Here is a 15,003-nt window from a genome sequence, read left to right on the forward strand (position 1 = left end):
CCTCATGAACGGCAAGGCGGATCCCCGGACAGCGGGGGAGAGGACCACCTCACGGGCACGGCTGGACCGGGGACGCGGCGCCCTCGGACCCGCGCTGGAGCTGGTGCACACCGGACGGGCACCGACCCGGGCCGTGCTCACCGCCGAACTCGGCGTCACCCGGGCGACGGCCGGCGCGGTGGCCGCCGAACTGGAGGCGCTCGGCCTGATCCGGGTGGACGCCCGGCCCGGCTCCGCGGCCGGCTCCCAGGGCCGCCCCTCGCACCGGCTGGAGGTCGCCGAGGACGGGCCGGTGGCCCTCGCGGCGCAGATCCACGCCGACGGCTTCCGGGCCGCGCTGGTCGGACTCGGCGGGCGGATCGTCGCGACCGCGCCCGGCTGCGAGACCGTCGACGCCGACCCGGCCAAGGTGCTCGCCAGCGTCGTGGAGGCGGGCGCGGAACTGCTGCGCACGACCGGCCGGCGCTGTGTCGGCGCCGGACTCGCCGTGCCGTCCGCCGTCGCCGAACCCGACGGCCTGGCCCTCAACCCGCTGCACCTGGCCTGGCCCGTCGGCGCGCCCGTCCGGCGGATCTTCGCGGAGTGCGTGCGCGCCGCCGGCATCGACGGGCCCGCCTTCACGGGCAACGACGTCAACCTGGTCGCGCTCGCCGAGCACCGGCACGGCGCCGGGCGGGGAGCGCGCGACCTGCTGTGCGTGGCCACCGGACACCGCGGAGTCGGCGGCGCCCTCGTGCTGGACGGCCGGCTGCACACCGGCAGTTCTGGCCTCGCGCTGGAGGTCGGCCATCTCACCGTCAACCCGGAGGGCCGCCCCTGCCACTGCGGCGGCCGCGGCTGCCTGGACGTGGAGGCCGACCCGCTGGCCCTGCTCGTGGAGGCCGGCCGCGAGCCCGGCCCCGAGCTGTCGCTGCTGCGGCAGGCCGACGACCTGCTGCGCACCCGCTACGACGACCCGGCCGTCCGCAGGGCGGCCGAAGCCCTCATCGACCGCCTGGGCCTCGGCCTGGCCGGCCTCGTCAACATCCTGAACCCGGACCGCATCGTCCTCGGCGGCCTGCACCGCACCCTGCTGGCGGCCGACCCGGGCCGGCTGCGCGCGGTGGTCGCGGACCGCAGCCTGTGGGGCCAGAGCGGCGGCGTCCCCATCCTGCCGTGCACCCTGGACCACAGCAGCCTGGTCGGCGCCGCGGAACTGGCCTGGCAGCCGGTCCTGGACGACCCGCTGACGGCCCTGGCCGGAACCACGGGCTGACGCCGGCCGTGCCGGACCGTCGGCAACCATCGGTATCCGCACGGGCGGCCCGGCTCGGTCATGGCGCATGCGCCGTGGCAGCCTGCGGTGCCCGCTTGCGCGGGGTGGCGCCCCTGGTGCGGGTGGCGGGGTACCCCACCGGTTCCGGGCCGAAGCCCAGTCGGTACGGGAGCGGGATGCCCGGCAGACCAGGGCCGGGCGAGAGGACCGTCATCCGGTCACCTGGCACGGGCTCGGGCGGACACACGGGTGTGGTCCTGTCGGCCAGGCCAGGAGCCCGGTCGGACTTGATCACCCGCATGCCCCGGCCGGAACGCGCTCACTTCCAGTCGGCCCCGAACGCCCGCCCCGGATGCTCCCCGAGGATCCGTTCCACCAGCTCCGTGCCCACCGCCTCCGCCAGCCGCCGCCGCACCCGGCGCAGCAGATACGGCATCCCGGGCCCGCCGTCGACCGAGCGCGCCCCGGCGGTCACCGTGTCCCCGCCGAGCAGCAGCCGGTCCCCGGCCCCCGCCTCGGCCAGGGCCCGTACCGCCTCCGGCATCCGCCAGTCGGTGGCGTGGTGGGCGCGGGACGGCCCGTCGAAGGCCAGCCAGCAGCCCGCCGCGGCGGCGTCCCGGTGCACCACCGGGTCGGGGGAGCGGTTCAGATGACCCAGGATCACCCGCTCCCCGGGCACCCCCGACTCGCCGCACAGCAGGTCCAGTACGTCCAGCGCGCCGGTGCCCAGCTCCAGGTGCACGGCGATGGGCGCGCCGGTGGCGTGGTGCGCCTCGGCCGCCGCCGTCATGGTCCGGCGGGCGTGCGCGTCGAGCCCGTGGAAACCGCCCGCCACCTTGATCAGGCCGGCCCGCACCCCGGTCGTCCCGATGCCCTCGGTCAGCTCCGTCACGAACAGCTCGGCGAGCCGGCCACCGCTCAGCCCGTCGAGCACCTCCGGGTCGTAGTGCGCCGCTTGGTGCAGTCCGGTGGCGCACACGATCCGCACCCCGGTCGCCCGGGACAGCGCCGGCAGGTCCGCCGCCCGCCGCCCCATGCCGTACGGGGTCCACTGCGCGACGGCCGCGCCGCCCGCCGCGCGGAAGGCCGCCAGCTCGGCCCGCGCGGCCGGCACGTCGTCCAGCTCCTGCCCCGGCAACCGCGGGCTGCGCAGGAAGAGATGGTCGTGCGCGTCGCACACGCCCAGCTCGTCGGGGCGGATGTCGCCGAGGACCGTACGGACGTGCCTCACCACTGCCGCCCGCGCGGGAGCCGGTCCCGGCCGGGCGCGGACAGGTGCAGCACCTCGAAGAGGTCCCCGTCCGCTTTGGGGCCGTCGTGCTCCCACAGGGAGAAGTGCACGACCTCCCAGGCGCGCGTGTCCACGGCCGCCGCCGCGAGCACCGCGCCGTCCGCCGCCGCCAGCCTCTCCGTCTCGGCCACCGCCTCCGCCATGAACGGTGCCAACTCCACGCCCTCCGGCACCGGTCGGCGCCGACGCACGGCGTACGCCGGCACGGAGGCGGCCGCGGTGCCCTCCTCGAAGGCCAGCCCGGTCCACTGCCGGATCGCCGGCCGGCCGAAGTCGTCGACCGGCCCCTGGAAGGCCCCGCCCCACAGGAACCTGTTCATGCCCTCCATGGTGTTCCACAGGTAGAAGGGCCCGTACTGGTTCACCGGCGAGCCGTTCACCCCGCGCTCGCGCATCACATACGTCTTGATGCCCAGGCCGTCCCAGTCGTCCAGCACATGCCCGACGCGGGCGACCCGGGAGCGGACGACCCCCATGTCGTAGTCGGCGGGCAAGGTGAACTCGTACTGCATCGCGTGCACTTCGCGCTTCCCTTCTCAGGCGGGGTAGTCCGACACGTGCGTCTGCCACTCGACTGTCGTGCCGTCCTCGGCGGCCTCCACGACCGCGAGGTGGGTCATGAAGGTGCGGGGCCCGGCGCCGTGCCAGTGCCGTTCGCCCGGCTCGATCCACACCGTGTCGCCCGCGCGGATCTCCTCCACCTCGCCGCCCGCGCGCCCCACCAGGCCCTCGCCCTCCAGGACGTGCAGCACCTGCCCGTGCGGATGCGTGTGCCAGGCCGTGTGCGCGCCCGGTGCGAAGTGGACGTTGACCATGCGCAGCCGGGACGGGGCGGCGGGGGCGGCTATCTCGTCCAGCCAGACCGCGCCGGTGAAGTTGTCCGCCGGGCCCTGCCGGGTGTCGGGCCGGCGTCTGATGATGTGCACGTGACTCGGGTCTCCTGTCGGGGAGTTCGGGGAGTTCGGAAGGTTCGGGAGTTCGGTGGGTTCGGAAGTTCGGTGGGGCCGGGGTCTTCAGTGGGTCTCTTGGGTCCTGTGGGTCTCTTGGGTCCGGGGTGCGAGCAGGGCGAGCAGACCGCGGACACCGGCGTCGAAGGCGGCGGGGGAGCCGGAGGCGCGGGCGAGCACATAGCCGCCCTGCACGGTCGCGAGCACGGCCGCGCCGATCTCCGCGCCGTCCAGCTCCGGCGCGAACTGCCCCTGCCGCTTGCCCTCTTCGACGATCTCGGCGATCCGGTCCCGGATCGCGGCGATCGTCTCGTCCACCGGCGCGCGCAGTTCGTCGCTCGCGATCACATCCGGGTCCATGGTCAGCCGGCCGACCGGGCAGCCCCGCAGCACATCGCGCTCGCGCAGCAGATACGCCTCGATCCGCTCGTACGGCGTGCCCGGCCCGCCGAGCACGGCCTCGGCGGTGGCCCGCAGTTCGGCGGCGGTACGCCGGATCGCGGCCAGGGCGAGATCCGGCTTGCCCTTGAAGTGGTGGTACATGCTGCCCTGGCCCGCTCCGGAGCGCTCCAGGATCGCCTTGGGGCTGGTGCCCACATACCCGCGCTCCCACAGCAGCTCGCGGGTGGACTCGATCAGTCGTTCCGAGGTGCTCATGCGATCACTTTACATACTAGTAGTTACAGTCCGCCAGTCGATCACCGGCATCGAGGGGGCACTCCCGCCGCGCTCGTCGTCCGCCGCAGCCGGCCGCTCAGCCCGGTGCCGCGCCGCCGTCGGCCGCCGCGCTCGCCATCACGGCCCCCGCGGGGGCCGTGGCCGCCGCCACCTTCAGCGGGACGGCGGTACCTCCCACCGTCACCCCGCCCCCCGGCGCAGCCGAGACCCCGGCCGAGACCCCGGCGACGACCGTCGCTGTGACGGGTGCCGGCGCGGATGCCGGTGCGGGTGCCGGCCGGGGCGTGTCCTGGGGCGGCCGTGCCGGATGGCCGTGGGCCGCCGCCGTGGCCGACAGGGTGAACCACACGACCTTGCCGTTCTCCCCGTCCGGGCGCGCACCCCAGCTCTCGCTCACCGCGGCCACCATCGCCAGCCCCCGCCCGCAGGTGGCCAGCGGGGTGGCGTCCGCCGGGTCCGTGGCGTCGGCGGGTACCGGAAGGCGCGGATCATGGTCGCGTACCGAGACCGTGAGGCGGTCCGGCAGCAACTCCAGTTCCACGGTGCACGACTTGTCGGGCCTGGCGTGCCGGTGGACGTTGCTCAGCAGCTCCGTCACACCGAGCGCGGCTCGGTCGATCAACGGGTCCAGATGCCAGTAGCGCAACTGCGCAGATACGATTCTGCGGACCTGGCCGATCCGCGACGGCAGGGCTTGGAGCTCCACCGTGCAGTGCCTGCTTGGATGACTGGTCACGGCTGCGACTCCCCGATGTGAGGTCCGGAGGAACCGGAAGAACACGGAGAACAACGGATCCAGCAGGGTGCTTGCGTCCAAACGTCCGCCTGCTGTCGTGGCCGGCGGGCTGGTTCGCAGCGTTATCGCCGGTAAACCCAGAGTGACGTGAGACCAGCGTGACGCAGCGCACGCACTCCCGCAACTCGCCGCGCCCGCGCGCCGGGCACGGCACGCGGCCCGGCTCGCCGGGCCGCCGCGTTCCGATCCGCTCAGCCGCCGCGCCCCGCCGCCCGGCGGACCGCCTCGATGAACCGCCGGGCGGCGGGCGGTCCCGGCCGGCCCGGCGCCGGGTCGCGCTCGCCCAGCGTCAGCAGGTACCGGGTGCCGTTCAGGTCGGCCAGCGCCCGGTCGTCCGGGGCGAACCACGGCTTGGAGGCGCGCACCGCCCGCACCGGCGCGCTGTCTATCTCGCTGCCGTAGCTGGTGAGCAACTGGAGCCTGCCGTCGCTGATCCGGACCTGTCCGGCCCGGGTGAGCGAACGCAGGCCCTTGCCGATCCGCACGCCTGTGGCCCTGAATTCCGGCTCGGCCATGTCGGCCCCCCTCGCGCTCTTTCCCTGGGTGCGTGGATCCCTGATGCGTCGGTTTCCTGTGTGCCTCCGTGCGGGACGGACCGTCCCGTCGCGTGCAGTCTGCCCCGGCCGGGCGAGGAGCACCAGTGCGCGCGGGGGCGCGCGAGAGAGGCACCCGGAGCACGCGCGTCCATGCGCCCCGTCCGGGTCGCACGCCTGTGCCCCAGCCCGTCTTGGAGGGGCCCAAAGATGCGTTTATGCAGGTGGGAAGGTATCTGAAAGCCACCTATGCTCGATCTGCCGACCCGCGCGAGGCGCCGTCGGCGACGAGTGCAAGGAGCCCCGCCGTGAGCATCCCGCCCCAGACCACCACCGGCGCCACCCTCGACGTCGACCGCAGCGACCCCGCCTACCGTGACTGGCTCAAAGAAGCCGTCCGCAAGGTCCAGGCCGACGCCAACCGCTCGGCGGACACCCACCTGCTGCGCTTCCCGCTGCCCGAACGGTGGGGCATCGACCTCTATCTGAAGGACGAGTCCACCCACCCCACCGGCAGCCTCAAGCACCGGCTGGCCCGCTCGCTGTTCCTCTACGGCCTGTGCAACGGCTGGATCCGCCCGGGCCGCCCGGTGATCGAGGCGTCCAGCGGCTCCACGGCGGTCTCGGAGGCCTACTTCGCGAAGCTGATCGGCGTGCCCTTCATCGCCGTCATGCCGCGCACGACCAGCGCCGAGAAGTGCCGGCTCATCGAGTTCCACGGCGGGCGGTGCCACTTCGTGGACGACTCCCGGAAAATGTACGAGGAGTCCGCCCGCCTGGCGGCGGAGACCGGCGGCCACTACATGGACCAGTTCACCTACGCCGAGCGGGCCACGGACTGGCGCGGCAACAACAACATCGCCGAATCCATCTTCCGCCAGCTGCGCCTGGAGCGGTTCCCGGAGCCGGCCTGGATCGTGGCCACGGCGGGCACCGGCGGCACCTCCGCGACCCTCGCCCGCTACGTCCACTACATGCAGTACGACACCCGGATCTGTGTCGCCGACCCCGACAACTCCTGTTTCTTCGAGGGCTGGACCACCGGCGACCCGGACGTCACCTGCGACTGCGGCTCCCGGATCGAGGGCATCGGCCGGCCCCGCGTGGAGCCCAGCTTCGTGCCCGGCGCGATCGACCGGATGATGAAGGTGCCGGACGCGGCGAGCGTCGCCGCCGTACGGGCGCTGGAGGGCGCCATCGGCCGCAAGGCGGGCGGCTCCACGGGCACCGGGCTGTGGAGCGCGCTGAAGATCGTCGCCGAGATGGTGGCCGAGGGCCGTACCGGCAGTGTCGTCACCCTGCTGTGCGATCCGGGGGACCGGTACCTCGACAAGTACTACTCGGACGCGTGGCTCGCGGCCCAGGGCCTGGACATCGCGCCGTACGCGACGGCGCTCGACTCGTTCCTGGCGACGGGGGCATGGCCGGCCTGACGGTGCCCGGGCGCCACACGGGGCCGACCGATGCCCCGCGCCGCTCGGCTGCCCGCCCGGTGCGGACCGGCGCGTCGCCGGCTGTCCGCTCGCGCCCGTCAGCGCGTCGCGGGCCGTTCGCATCGTGCCGGCCGTCGCGTCGTCGCCCCGGCGGACGTCGACGCGGTAGGCGTACACCTCCGGTTCCCGCGCCACGAGCACCGTCTCCCGCCCCTGAGACGTGCCCCCCTTGTGCCGCCCCGTGGGGCGCTCGACCGGTCGGCGCGGACACACCCTGGCCGAAAGCCCCTTCAGATGGGGACGGTACGGCAGAACCCGTAAGGCGAGACCCGTAAGGCAGAACCCGTAGGCAGTGCTCGTAGGCGAGACCCGTAAGGCGGAACCCCTGGGCAGGCCCCGTAGGGAAGACCCGTAAGGCGGAACCCGTGGGCCGGGCCCGTCAGGCCTCCGCGGCCTCTTCCTCCGGCTCGCCCGCCACGATCACCCGCAGGTGCTCGGAGATTTCCGCGCGCGCCTCGGCGGGCAGGCCCGCGTCGGTCACCAGCGTGTCCACCTGGTCCAGCGCGGCGAACGAACTCAGGCCCACCGTGCCCCACTTGGTGTGGTCGGCGACCACCACGACCCGGCGCGCGGAGTGCACCAGACGCCGGTTGGTCTCGGCCTCCGCGAGATTCGGCGTGGACAGACCCGCCTCCAGCGATATGCCGTGCACGCCGAGGAACAGCAGATCGAAGTGGAGCGCGGCGATCGCCTGATCGGCCACCGGCCCCACCAGCGAGTCCGACGGGGTGCGCACCCCGCCGGTCAGCACCACCGTCGCCGCCCCCTGACGCTGCCCCGAGGTGCGCTGCGCGACGTGGAAGACGTCCGCGACCCGCACCGAGTTGGTCACCACGGTCAGATCGGGCACCTCCAGCAGCTGCCGGGCGAGCGCGTAGGTCGTCGTACCGCCGGACAGGGCGATCGCCGCCCCCGGGCCGACCAGCCGGGCCGCGGCCCGCGCGATGTCCTCCTTGGCGGTCGGCTCCAGCCCCGACTTCGCCTCGAACCCCGGCTCGTGCGTGCTGGCCTCGACCACCGGCACGGCGCCGCCGTGCACCTTCTCCAGCATGCCCTGGCGGGCGAGCGCGTCCAGATCGCGGCGCACGGTCATGTCCGAGACGCCGAGCTTGCGGGTCAGCTCGTTGACCCGCACCCCGCCGCGCCGCCGGACCTCGTCGAGGATCAGGGCGCGGCGCTGCTCCGCGAGGAGGTTCTGATTCTCGCTCACGTACGCTCCGGTCCTTTCGCCGCCAACCGTCCGACACGCCCGGCGCACCGGCTGCGACCTGGACTTCCGTCCGTTCGGGCAGTGCGCGGGCGTCCCATCTTTTCACGGGGCGGCCCCGCTCGCGCCACCACCTCCGGAGGCGTCCGGCGTGACCCGGTTCGGGGAGATTCCGTGACGAGCGGTGTGCACGGCGGCCGGACCGGTCATCCTGGAGCGCGCACGACACAGACGTCAGGGCGTCACGGGGGATGTGCGAAACGATGGAACGCGCGCAGGACCGGTCCGCGGAGCAGACGGCCAAACGGTACGAGGGCCCGGAACCGGACCGGTACGACGACCGGACCCCAGGGGGACCGTCCTTAGGGAATCCGCCCTTGGGGGACTACGAAGAGAGCGCGGCGCGAGGGCCGGCGGAGCCGGCGACCGACCTGGAGCTGCTGGTGCACGGGGTCGGCGGCACCACGCCCGAGAAGATGCTCGGCGATCCGCGCACGGTCCGGGTCTCCGGCGACGACACGGCCGCCGTCTTCCGGCGCGCCGAGGACGTCGAGGACACCGAGGACACCGGGGAGGCCGGGGCCTTGGGTCCTGCCCCGGCCGGGCGGGACCCGCGCCGCGGGCCGGTCCGGGAGGCGTACGTCTGGTGCAACCTCACCTCCGGCGACGGCAGCCGCGCCCTGTGGCTGTTGCTGCTGCCGTTCATGGTCGTCAACCTCGCCCACTGGATGCGCCCCGCCGCACCCGGCCGGCCGCGCACCGTGCGGCTCTACGGCCTGCTGGTGCGGCTGACCGCCCTCACCCTGACGGTGCTGCTGGTCGCCGCCGTCTGCGAGGTCGCCCTGGACCTGGTGGCCTGGCAGTGCGCGAGCGCCCCCGCGTGCGTACGGCGTCATTCCTGGCTGGGCTTCCTGGCGCCCGCGGCCCCCGGGGCGCCCGCCGGGGCCGGCGGATGGTGGAGCGCGCCCGGCCGCAGGCTGGCCCTGGCCGCCGCGGTGCCGGCCGCGCTGACCGGCCTGCTCTGGTACCTCTCGCACCGCACCTGGCGCGCGTACGAGTCCCACCGGCCGCTGTCTCCGGACGCCGAGCCGGACCCGGACACCGAGCAGGACCCGAACGCCACCGAACGGGAGCCCGACGCCGCTACCGGGCGCAACGCCGACGCCGCTGCCGAGCGGGACGACCCCGACGCCACCGGGCCGGACGCCGAAGCCCGGCCGGACCCACGGGGCAGCGCGCTGGCCCGGCCCGGCTTCTGGTACGGGCGCCGGCTGGTCGCCCGGCTGCGCGCGGCGCACACCGCGGCCGGTCTGCTCACGGTGGCCGCGGCCGTCACCGTCCCGGCCGCCCGCTTCGACCGCCGGCCCGGCGGCGCGGCGGTCCTGGACGTCCTCGGCTGGGCCCTGCTCGCGGCCCTGGCCACCGGGGCGGTCGCCGTGGTCTGGGTGGTCTGCCGCCGGGGCCGCAGCGAGCGCCGTCTGGACCGGCGTCTGGACCGGCACCTGGTCCGCCGCCTGAAGCTCGGCGCACTCGCCCTGCTCCTGCTCGCCCTGCTGTACGCCGGGTGGTCCCGGCCCGGCTGGCAGTCCACCGGGGGGCTGCCGGGCGCCTCGGCCTTTGGCATCCTCATGCTGGCCCAGGGCGTCGTCATCGTCGCCCTCGCGGTCGTGGCCCGGATCCTGTACCGGCGCCGGCCCGACCCGCGCACCGGGATGCGGGGCCTGGGCGGGCCCGCCGTCGCCCTGCTCGCCTGCGCGCTGGGCGGAGTGATCTCCGGCGGGGTCGCCCAGCGCGTCGCCGACTGGCTGGACGGCACCCGTGCCCTGCTCGCCGGTCCGCCCGCCCTGCTGACCTGGCAGGCCTCCGTCATCCCGGCGCTCCTCGCGGTGCTGCTGGTCCTGTGCGCCGCCCTCGCGGTGCGTACCGCCCGGCTCGCCCGCGCCGAACGCGCCCGCGTGCGCCGCGAGTACCCCGGCGAACCCGGGGACCCGTCCCGCACCCGCGCCATCGCGCACGCCCGTGCCATGGCCACCCTGACCGACAGCGTCCCTCTCGTCGTCGCCGTCCTCACCGCCACCACCCTGGTGCTGGGCGCGGTGGCGCTGGCCGGCGCGGCGGCCACCGGGAAGACGCCCGACGGGGCGGCCCACCGCACCCCGCACCTCGTCCAGGCCGTGGCCGAGACCTCCCAGGCGCTGGGCTCCTGGCTGGTGGGCCTCGGCTTCGTGCTCTTCGTGACCTGGGGCAGGCGCGCGTACAAGGACGCCTCGGCCCGGCGCACCATCGGCATCCTCTGGGACGTCGGCACCTTCTGGCCGCGCGCCGCCCACCCCTTCGCCCCGCCCTGCTACGCCGAGCGCGCCGTGCCGGACCTGACCTGGCGCATGGTCACCTGGACCCGGCGCACCGGCGGCCGGCTGGTGCTGTCCGGGCACTCCCAGGGCAGCGTCCTCGCCGCCGCGGCGGCCTGGCAGCTCCCGCCGTCGGTCCGCACCCGGGTCGCCCTGCTCACCTACGGCTCCCCGCTGGAGCGCCTGTACGGCCGCTGGTTCCCGGCCCACTTCGGCCCGCCGGCCCTCGCCGCGCTGCACCGCGACATCGCCTGCTGGCGCAACCTCTACCGTCGTACCGACCCCATCGGCGGCCCGGTCCGCATCCCCGCCGGCACCGCCCCGGAAGTCGACCACGATCCGCTGCCGGACCCCCGTGCCTACGGCCGTACCCTCGACCACCCGCTCCCGGCCCCGATCCTCGGCCACTCCGACTACCCATCGGACCCCGTCTTCGCCCGCGAACGAGCGCGCCTGCTGACCCGTCTCCTCCCCGGCCTGCCGGCCCAACGCCCGGACCCGGCCCACGCAGACCTTCCCGACCACTCTCACTAATCAAGTTTGATCACTGAAGCGGAGAGGTGTACGCTCCCTGCGAGTCGACTAGTCAAACTTGATTAGCTGACTTCCGTCACCGTCGAAGGAGCCCGCATGACCTTCCTGCCCGACACCGGATACACCCCGACCGCCGAGGACCGCGCGAGCCTGGACGCCTGGTTCGCGGAGTACGACGCGGCGAGCGGCCGGCGCGACGTGCGGCGCATGGCGGACATGGCGGTGTTCCCGCTCAACCTCGTCAGCGACGACTCCGCGGGCGACGGCCGGTCGGCACAGTGGGACCGGGACCGGTTCGTCGCCACCATGACCCAGGTGATGGGCGACGGCGACCAGGACATCACCTTCGAGTCCACCCGGACCCCGGTGTTCCTGTCCTCCTCGATGGCCGTCGTCTTCACGGACTCGACCATGACGGCCGACGGCCACTCCCAGCGCCTCAGGTACGCCGACATCCTGCTCAGGCGGGACGGGAAGTGGGCCTTCCAGACGATGATCCAGACCGGCTGGGGGGACAACCTGTAGCCCGCCGGGGGCGGCCGGTGCGGCCGCTCACGGCAGTTGGGGCAGATCCTCCGCGTACAGCAGGGTCAGGTCGTCGGTGGTCGGGTCGGGAAGCTGGGCCACCCGGCTCGCGTGCCGCTCCACCATCGCCTCGAACGTCTGCCGGGCGGTCCGGCCGTTGCCGAACGCCGGGCCCTTCGGGATCGCCGCGAAGTACGTCAGCAGCGCCTCGGACGCGCCCGGCGCCAGCCGGTACTCGTGCTCGTCCGCCTGCTGCCGCACGATCCGCAGCAGTTCCTCGGGGCCGTAGTCGCCGAAGGTGATGGTCCGGGAGAAGCGGGAGGCCACCCCCGGGTTGACGGACAGGAAGCGCTCCATCTCCGCGGTGTACCCGGCGACGATCACCACCACCTCCTCCCGGTGGTCCTCCATCAGCTTCACCAGGGTGTCGATGGCCTCCTTGCCGAAGTCCCGCCCGGCGTCCTCAGGGGACAGCGCGTACGCCTCGTCGATGAACAGCACACCGCCACGCGCCCGTTCGAAGGCCTCCTGGGTGCGGATCGCCGTGGAGCCGATGTGCTCGCCGACCAGGTCGACCCGGGACACCTCCACCAGGTGACCCTTCTCCAGCACGCCCAGCGAGGCGAGGATCTCCCCGTACAGCCGGGCGACCGTCGTCTTGCCGGTGCCGGGGGAGCCGGTGAAGACCAGGTGCCGCTTGACCGAGGCCGCCTTCAGCCCCGCCCGCTGCCGGCGCCGGCCCACCTCGATCATGTCGGTCAGCGCCCGCACCTCGCGCTTGACGCTCTCCAGGCCCACCAGCGCGTCGAGTTCGCCGAGCACGTCCTGCGACGTCCGCCGCGACCCGGCCGGCTCCACGACGGGGCCGGGCGGCTCCTGCTCGGTTGTCCGCTGCCCGGGCAGGGCACCGAGCAGGCCCGGGGTCTGGGTCACCGTCTGCACGGCCGGCTCGCGCACCGCGGGCGGCCGGGCGGCGGCGCTCTCGTCGCTGGTGCAGTCCTCCACGACCGGCCCCGTCCCCGAGGCCGCGTCCGGGCCGCCGTCGGCGAACTCGTACCCGCCGCGCGCGCAGCGCTCCGTACGGCACTTGCGCAGGGTCGTACGGCTGCCGTCGATCACATGGAAGCCGTAGCCTCCGCTGCCGGTGACCCGGCAGTTCAGGAAGCTGCCCCGGCCACCCGCGGAGACGTAGAAACCCGCCTCGGCGGGGGAGCCGACCGTGCAGCGCTCGATGACCGGGTCGGCGCCCTTGGTGACGATCACCCCGGTCTGGGTGTCCTCCAGGGTGCAGTTGTTCAGCGTGCCGCCGCTGCCGTGGTCGCGGAACCAGGCGCCGGTGGCCGCCTCCCGGATCCGGCAGTCGTCCAGCTGCGCGGTCGCCCCGTCGCTCACCGACACGGCCGTGTTGCGCACCTGGGACAGGTCGCTGTCGACGACGTCCGCACGGGAGCCGCGGTCCAGGACGAACAGCGCGTCCGGCACGTCGTGCACCCGGCAGGAGTCGAGCACCGCGGTGGCGCCGTCGCTCACCCACACCGCCGGATAGTCGCCGGTGCTGTCGAAGATCTCGCACTGGTTGGCGTCCACGCGGGTGCCCGGGTCCCACACCGACAGGCCGTTGCGCCCGAACCGGCGCACCGTCGTCCGGGTCAGCGTCAGGACCGAGCGGGAGCGCAGGTCGACCGCGTTCTCCGGGATGTCGTGCAGCCGGCAGTCGGCGAGTGTGAGCACCGCGTCGGTGTCCAGGGTGATGCCGTCGGCGGTGGTGCGGTGCACATCGCAGTCGGTCAGCTGCGCGGTGGCCCGCCGGGTGACCTGCACGCCCGCGCCGCGCACCTCGTACACCTCGCAGCCGACCGCCTCCAGCGCGGTGTTCTCCCCGGTCACGGTGAGTCCGGTGCCGGAGGCGTGGTGCACCCGGCAGCGCTCCAGCCGCGGCCGGGCGCCGCCGTGGACGGCGACGCCCGCCTGTCCGGCCGCGACGACCTCGCAGTCCTCGAACACCCCGCCGCCGGCGTCGAGTACGGCGATGCCGACACCGGCCGGGTTGTCGACGGTGCACCGCCGCACGGTCGGCCGGGCGCCGCCGCGCACCTCGATGCCGACGGCGGACCGGGTGACGATCCGCACGTCCGCCAGTTCGGGGGTGCCCTCCTCGACCAGCAGCGCGGGCACCGCGGCGTCCTGGCCCTCCACATGCACGTCGCGCACCACCGCCGAGGCCCGCACGGTGAGCGGTACCCCGTCCACGGGCGCGATCCGCACCGAACCGGCCGAACCCTCGGACCCGCGCAGCGTCACCGCCCGGTGGACGACGAGGTTCTCCCGGTAGGTGCCGGGGGCGATGGTGAGGACGTCACCGTCGGCGGCGGCCTCCAGGGCGGCGGCCAGCGACGCGTACTCACCCGTGCGGCGCCGCCACCGCGATGTACCGGTGTGCGTCACCTGGACCGTGCCCTGTGCCATGGCGTTGCCGTGCCCCCACCTAGTCGTCCTGCCGGCCCGCTGCCCGTCGGGGCGCTGCCGCCGCTGCCGCACCGCGATCGTGCCCGCCCGCGGGCGTGAGCGCGTGCGCGCTCCCGGGCCCCCCGCCCCGGGGTCACGCACCCAGGGGCGTCGCCGGCAGCGCTTCGGCCGGTCCACCGTAGCGCGTGCGTGTGAGCCCGGTGGACCGGAGCCCGAAGGCCGTCAGTTGCTGGTGTCCGCCTTGCCCCAGTCCGGGCCGGCCCGCTCCCACGCCTGGTCCCAGCGCGCGTACCGCCGCCGGACCAGGCGCCATACGGTCACCCGCCGGCCGGTCTCGACCAGGGCCGCGGTCAGCAGGGCCGCGCCGAGCCCCGCGAGCGCGGCGTGCGCCGTCGCCGTGGCGGAGTCCAGCGGACGGGTCGTCATCCGGCCCCGCGGGTCGGTCCACAGCCTGAAGTGGTCCCCCGGGTGCGGGGACTTCAGGTCCGCGAGGACCGGGCCGTGCCGCCGGGTGCCGTCCGGCGCCCGCCAGTACGCCAGGACCCGGCTGTGGCTCTCGCGCGCGGAGGACGACTCGGGGTCGGCCTCCGGCAGGGTGCCGCCCAACTCCCTCACCACGGTGGCCGTCACGAGATGGCGCGCGTGCTGCTGCTGCCGCGCGGACCGCTGGAGCGAGTCCTGGGCGGCCCGTCCGACCAGCCAGCCCGTCACGGGCGCGGCCACGGCCATCAGCAGCAGCGCGACGAGGGCCAGCCACGCCTCGGCCAGATCGGTCGCGCGGCGCAGCGGATTGTGCCGCCAGCGCCACAGCCCACCGAGTGCCCGCATGTCCCCCCTTCCGGTCCGTCACCACCCCGGCGGCGGTGTCCGCCCGGACCCGGACCGGGCGGCATCACCAGCGCCGTGACCTCCGATGTACGCGGTCTC

13 protein-coding genes are annotated in these 15,003 nt (G+C 74.6%); 4 read left to right on the forward strand and 9 right to left on the reverse strand.

Translation table 11 applies throughout. The features are described from left to right. Positions 1 to 4: 4 nt before the first annotated feature. Positions 5 to 1,255 (forward strand): ROK family protein, encoded by a 1,251-nt coding sequence (locus IH25_RS0106235; RefSeq protein WP_030604284.1) that lies wholly within the window; start codon positions 5 to 7, stop codon positions 1,253 to 1,255. Positions 1,256 to 1,574: 319 nt separating this feature from the next. On the opposite strand, the gene IH25_RS0106240 is transcribed toward IH25_RS0106235, so the two are convergent. The 6 genes from IH25_RS0106240 to IH25_RS0106265 form a co-directional block, all read right to left on the reverse strand. Continuing rightward, positions 1,575 to 2,486, reverse strand: coding sequence for a phosphotriesterase family protein (locus IH25_RS0106240; RefSeq protein ID WP_037654456.1), 912 nt, complete (start codon positions 2,484 to 2,486; stop codon positions 1,575 to 1,577). Continuing rightward, entirely contained in the window at positions 2,483 to 3,067 is a 585-nt protein-coding gene (locus tag IH25_RS0106245; protein WP_030604289.1) for a DUF4865 family protein, read from the reverse strand. The genes IH25_RS0106240 and IH25_RS0106245 overlap by 4 nt, the downstream gene beginning before the upstream one ends. Before the next feature lie 15 nt (positions 3,068 to 3,082). Then, the gene (locus tag IH25_RS0106250; protein WP_030604291.1) at positions 3,083 to 3,472 is read right to left on the reverse strand and encodes a (R)-mandelonitrile lyase; all 390 of its coding nucleotides are present in this window, start codon (positions 3,470 to 3,472) and stop codon (positions 3,083 to 3,085) included. 87 nt (positions 3,473 to 3,559) lie between these two features. Continuing rightward, positions 3,560 to 4,150, reverse strand: coding sequence for a TetR/AcrR family transcriptional regulator (locus IH25_RS0106255; protein ID WP_030604294.1), 591 nt, complete (start codon positions 4,148 to 4,150; stop codon positions 3,560 to 3,562). Positions 4,151 to 4,247: 97 nt separating this feature from the next. Continuing rightward, positions 4,248 to 4,907, reverse strand: coding sequence for an ATP-binding protein (locus tag IH25_RS39095; protein WP_078844151.1), 660 nt, complete (start codon positions 4,905 to 4,907; stop codon positions 4,248 to 4,250). Positions 4,908 to 5,158: 251 nt separating this feature from the next. Beyond that, the gene (locus IH25_RS0106265; protein ID WP_030604300.1) at positions 5,159 to 5,482 is read right to left on the reverse strand and encodes a hypothetical protein; all 324 of its coding nucleotides are present in this window, start codon (positions 5,480 to 5,482) and stop codon (positions 5,159 to 5,161) included. Between the two features lie 326 nt (positions 5,483 to 5,808). Between IH25_RS0106265 and cds1 the strand changes: the two genes are divergently transcribed. Next, entirely contained in the window at positions 5,809 to 6,933 is a 1,125-nt protein-coding gene (cds1, locus tag IH25_RS0106270) for an L-cysteine desulfhydrase Cds1 (protein WP_030604303.1), read from the forward strand. Between the two features lie 439 nt (positions 6,934 to 7,372). Here cds1 and IH25_RS0106275 read toward each other — a convergent pair whose 3' ends face one another. Then, entirely contained in the window at positions 7,373 to 8,203 is an 831-nt protein-coding gene (locus tag IH25_RS0106275) for a DeoR/GlpR family DNA-binding transcription regulator (RefSeq protein ID WP_030604307.1), read from the reverse strand. Positions 8,204 to 8,463: 260 nt separating this feature from the next. Between IH25_RS0106275 and IH25_RS0106280 the strand changes: the two genes are divergently transcribed. After that, positions 8,464 to 11,085: a hypothetical protein gene (locus tag IH25_RS0106280; protein WP_394298416.1), complete on the forward strand. Its 2,622-nt coding sequence runs from the start codon at positions 8,464 to 8,466 to the stop codon at positions 11,083 to 11,085. A 96-nt stretch (positions 11,086 to 11,181) separates the two neighbouring features. Further along, positions 11,182 to 11,610 carry a hypothetical protein gene (locus IH25_RS0106285; RefSeq protein ID WP_030604315.1) on the forward strand — a complete coding sequence of 143 codons (429 nt, stop codon included), beginning with the start codon at positions 11,182 to 11,184 and terminating at the stop codon, positions 11,608 to 11,610. 27 nt (positions 11,611 to 11,637) lie between these two features. On the opposite strand, the gene IH25_RS0106290 is transcribed toward IH25_RS0106285, so the two are convergent. Beyond that, positions 11,638 to 14,076 (reverse strand): right-handed parallel beta-helix repeat-containing protein, encoded by a 2,439-nt coding sequence (locus IH25_RS0106290; protein WP_030604317.1) that lies wholly within the window; start codon positions 14,074 to 14,076, stop codon positions 11,638 to 11,640. A gap of 222 nt (positions 14,077 to 14,298) precedes the next feature. Beyond that, positions 14,299 to 14,904 carry an Rv1733c family protein gene (locus tag IH25_RS0106295; RefSeq protein WP_030604320.1) on the reverse strand — a complete coding sequence of 202 codons (606 nt, stop codon included), beginning with the start codon at positions 14,902 to 14,904 and terminating at the stop codon, positions 14,299 to 14,301. Positions 14,905 to 15,003: the final 99 nt, after the last annotated feature.

The organism is Streptomyces achromogenes subsp. achromogenes (genome assembly GCF_000720835.1).
Classification (GTDB): Bacteria; Actinomycetota; Actinomycetes; order Streptomycetales; family Streptomycetaceae; genus Streptomyces; species Streptomyces achromogenes.

What these genes read in the sequence shown, in the direction of transcription:
- IH25_RS0106235 (WP_030604284.1), top strand. Translation starts at nt 5, where the DNA reads ATGAACGGCAAGGCGGATCCCCGGACAGCGGGGGAGAGGACCACCTCA.
- IH25_RS0106255 (WP_030604294.1), bottom strand. Translation starts at nt 4,150, where the DNA reads ATGAGCACCTCGGAACGACTGATCGAGTCCACCCGCGAGCTGCTGTGG.
- IH25_RS0106265 (WP_030604300.1), bottom strand. Translation starts at nt 5,482, where the DNA reads ATGGCCGAGCCGGAATTCAGGGCCACAGGCGTGCGGATCGGCAAGGGC.
- IH25_RS0106280 (WP_394298416.1), top strand. Translation starts at nt 8,464, where the DNA reads ATGGAACGCGCGCAGGACCGGTCCGCGGAGCAGACGGCCAAACGGTAC.
- IH25_RS0106285 (WP_030604315.1), top strand. Translation starts at nt 11,182, where the DNA reads ATGACCTTCCTGCCCGACACCGGATACACCCCGACCGCCGAGGACCGC.
- IH25_RS0106290 (WP_030604317.1), bottom strand. Translation starts at nt 14,076, where the DNA reads ATGGCACAGGGCACGGTCCAGGTGACGCACACCGGTACATCGCGGTGG.
- IH25_RS0106295 (WP_030604320.1), bottom strand. Translation starts at nt 14,904, where the DNA reads ATGCGGGCACTCGGTGGGCTGTGGCGCTGGCGGCACAATCCGCTGCGC.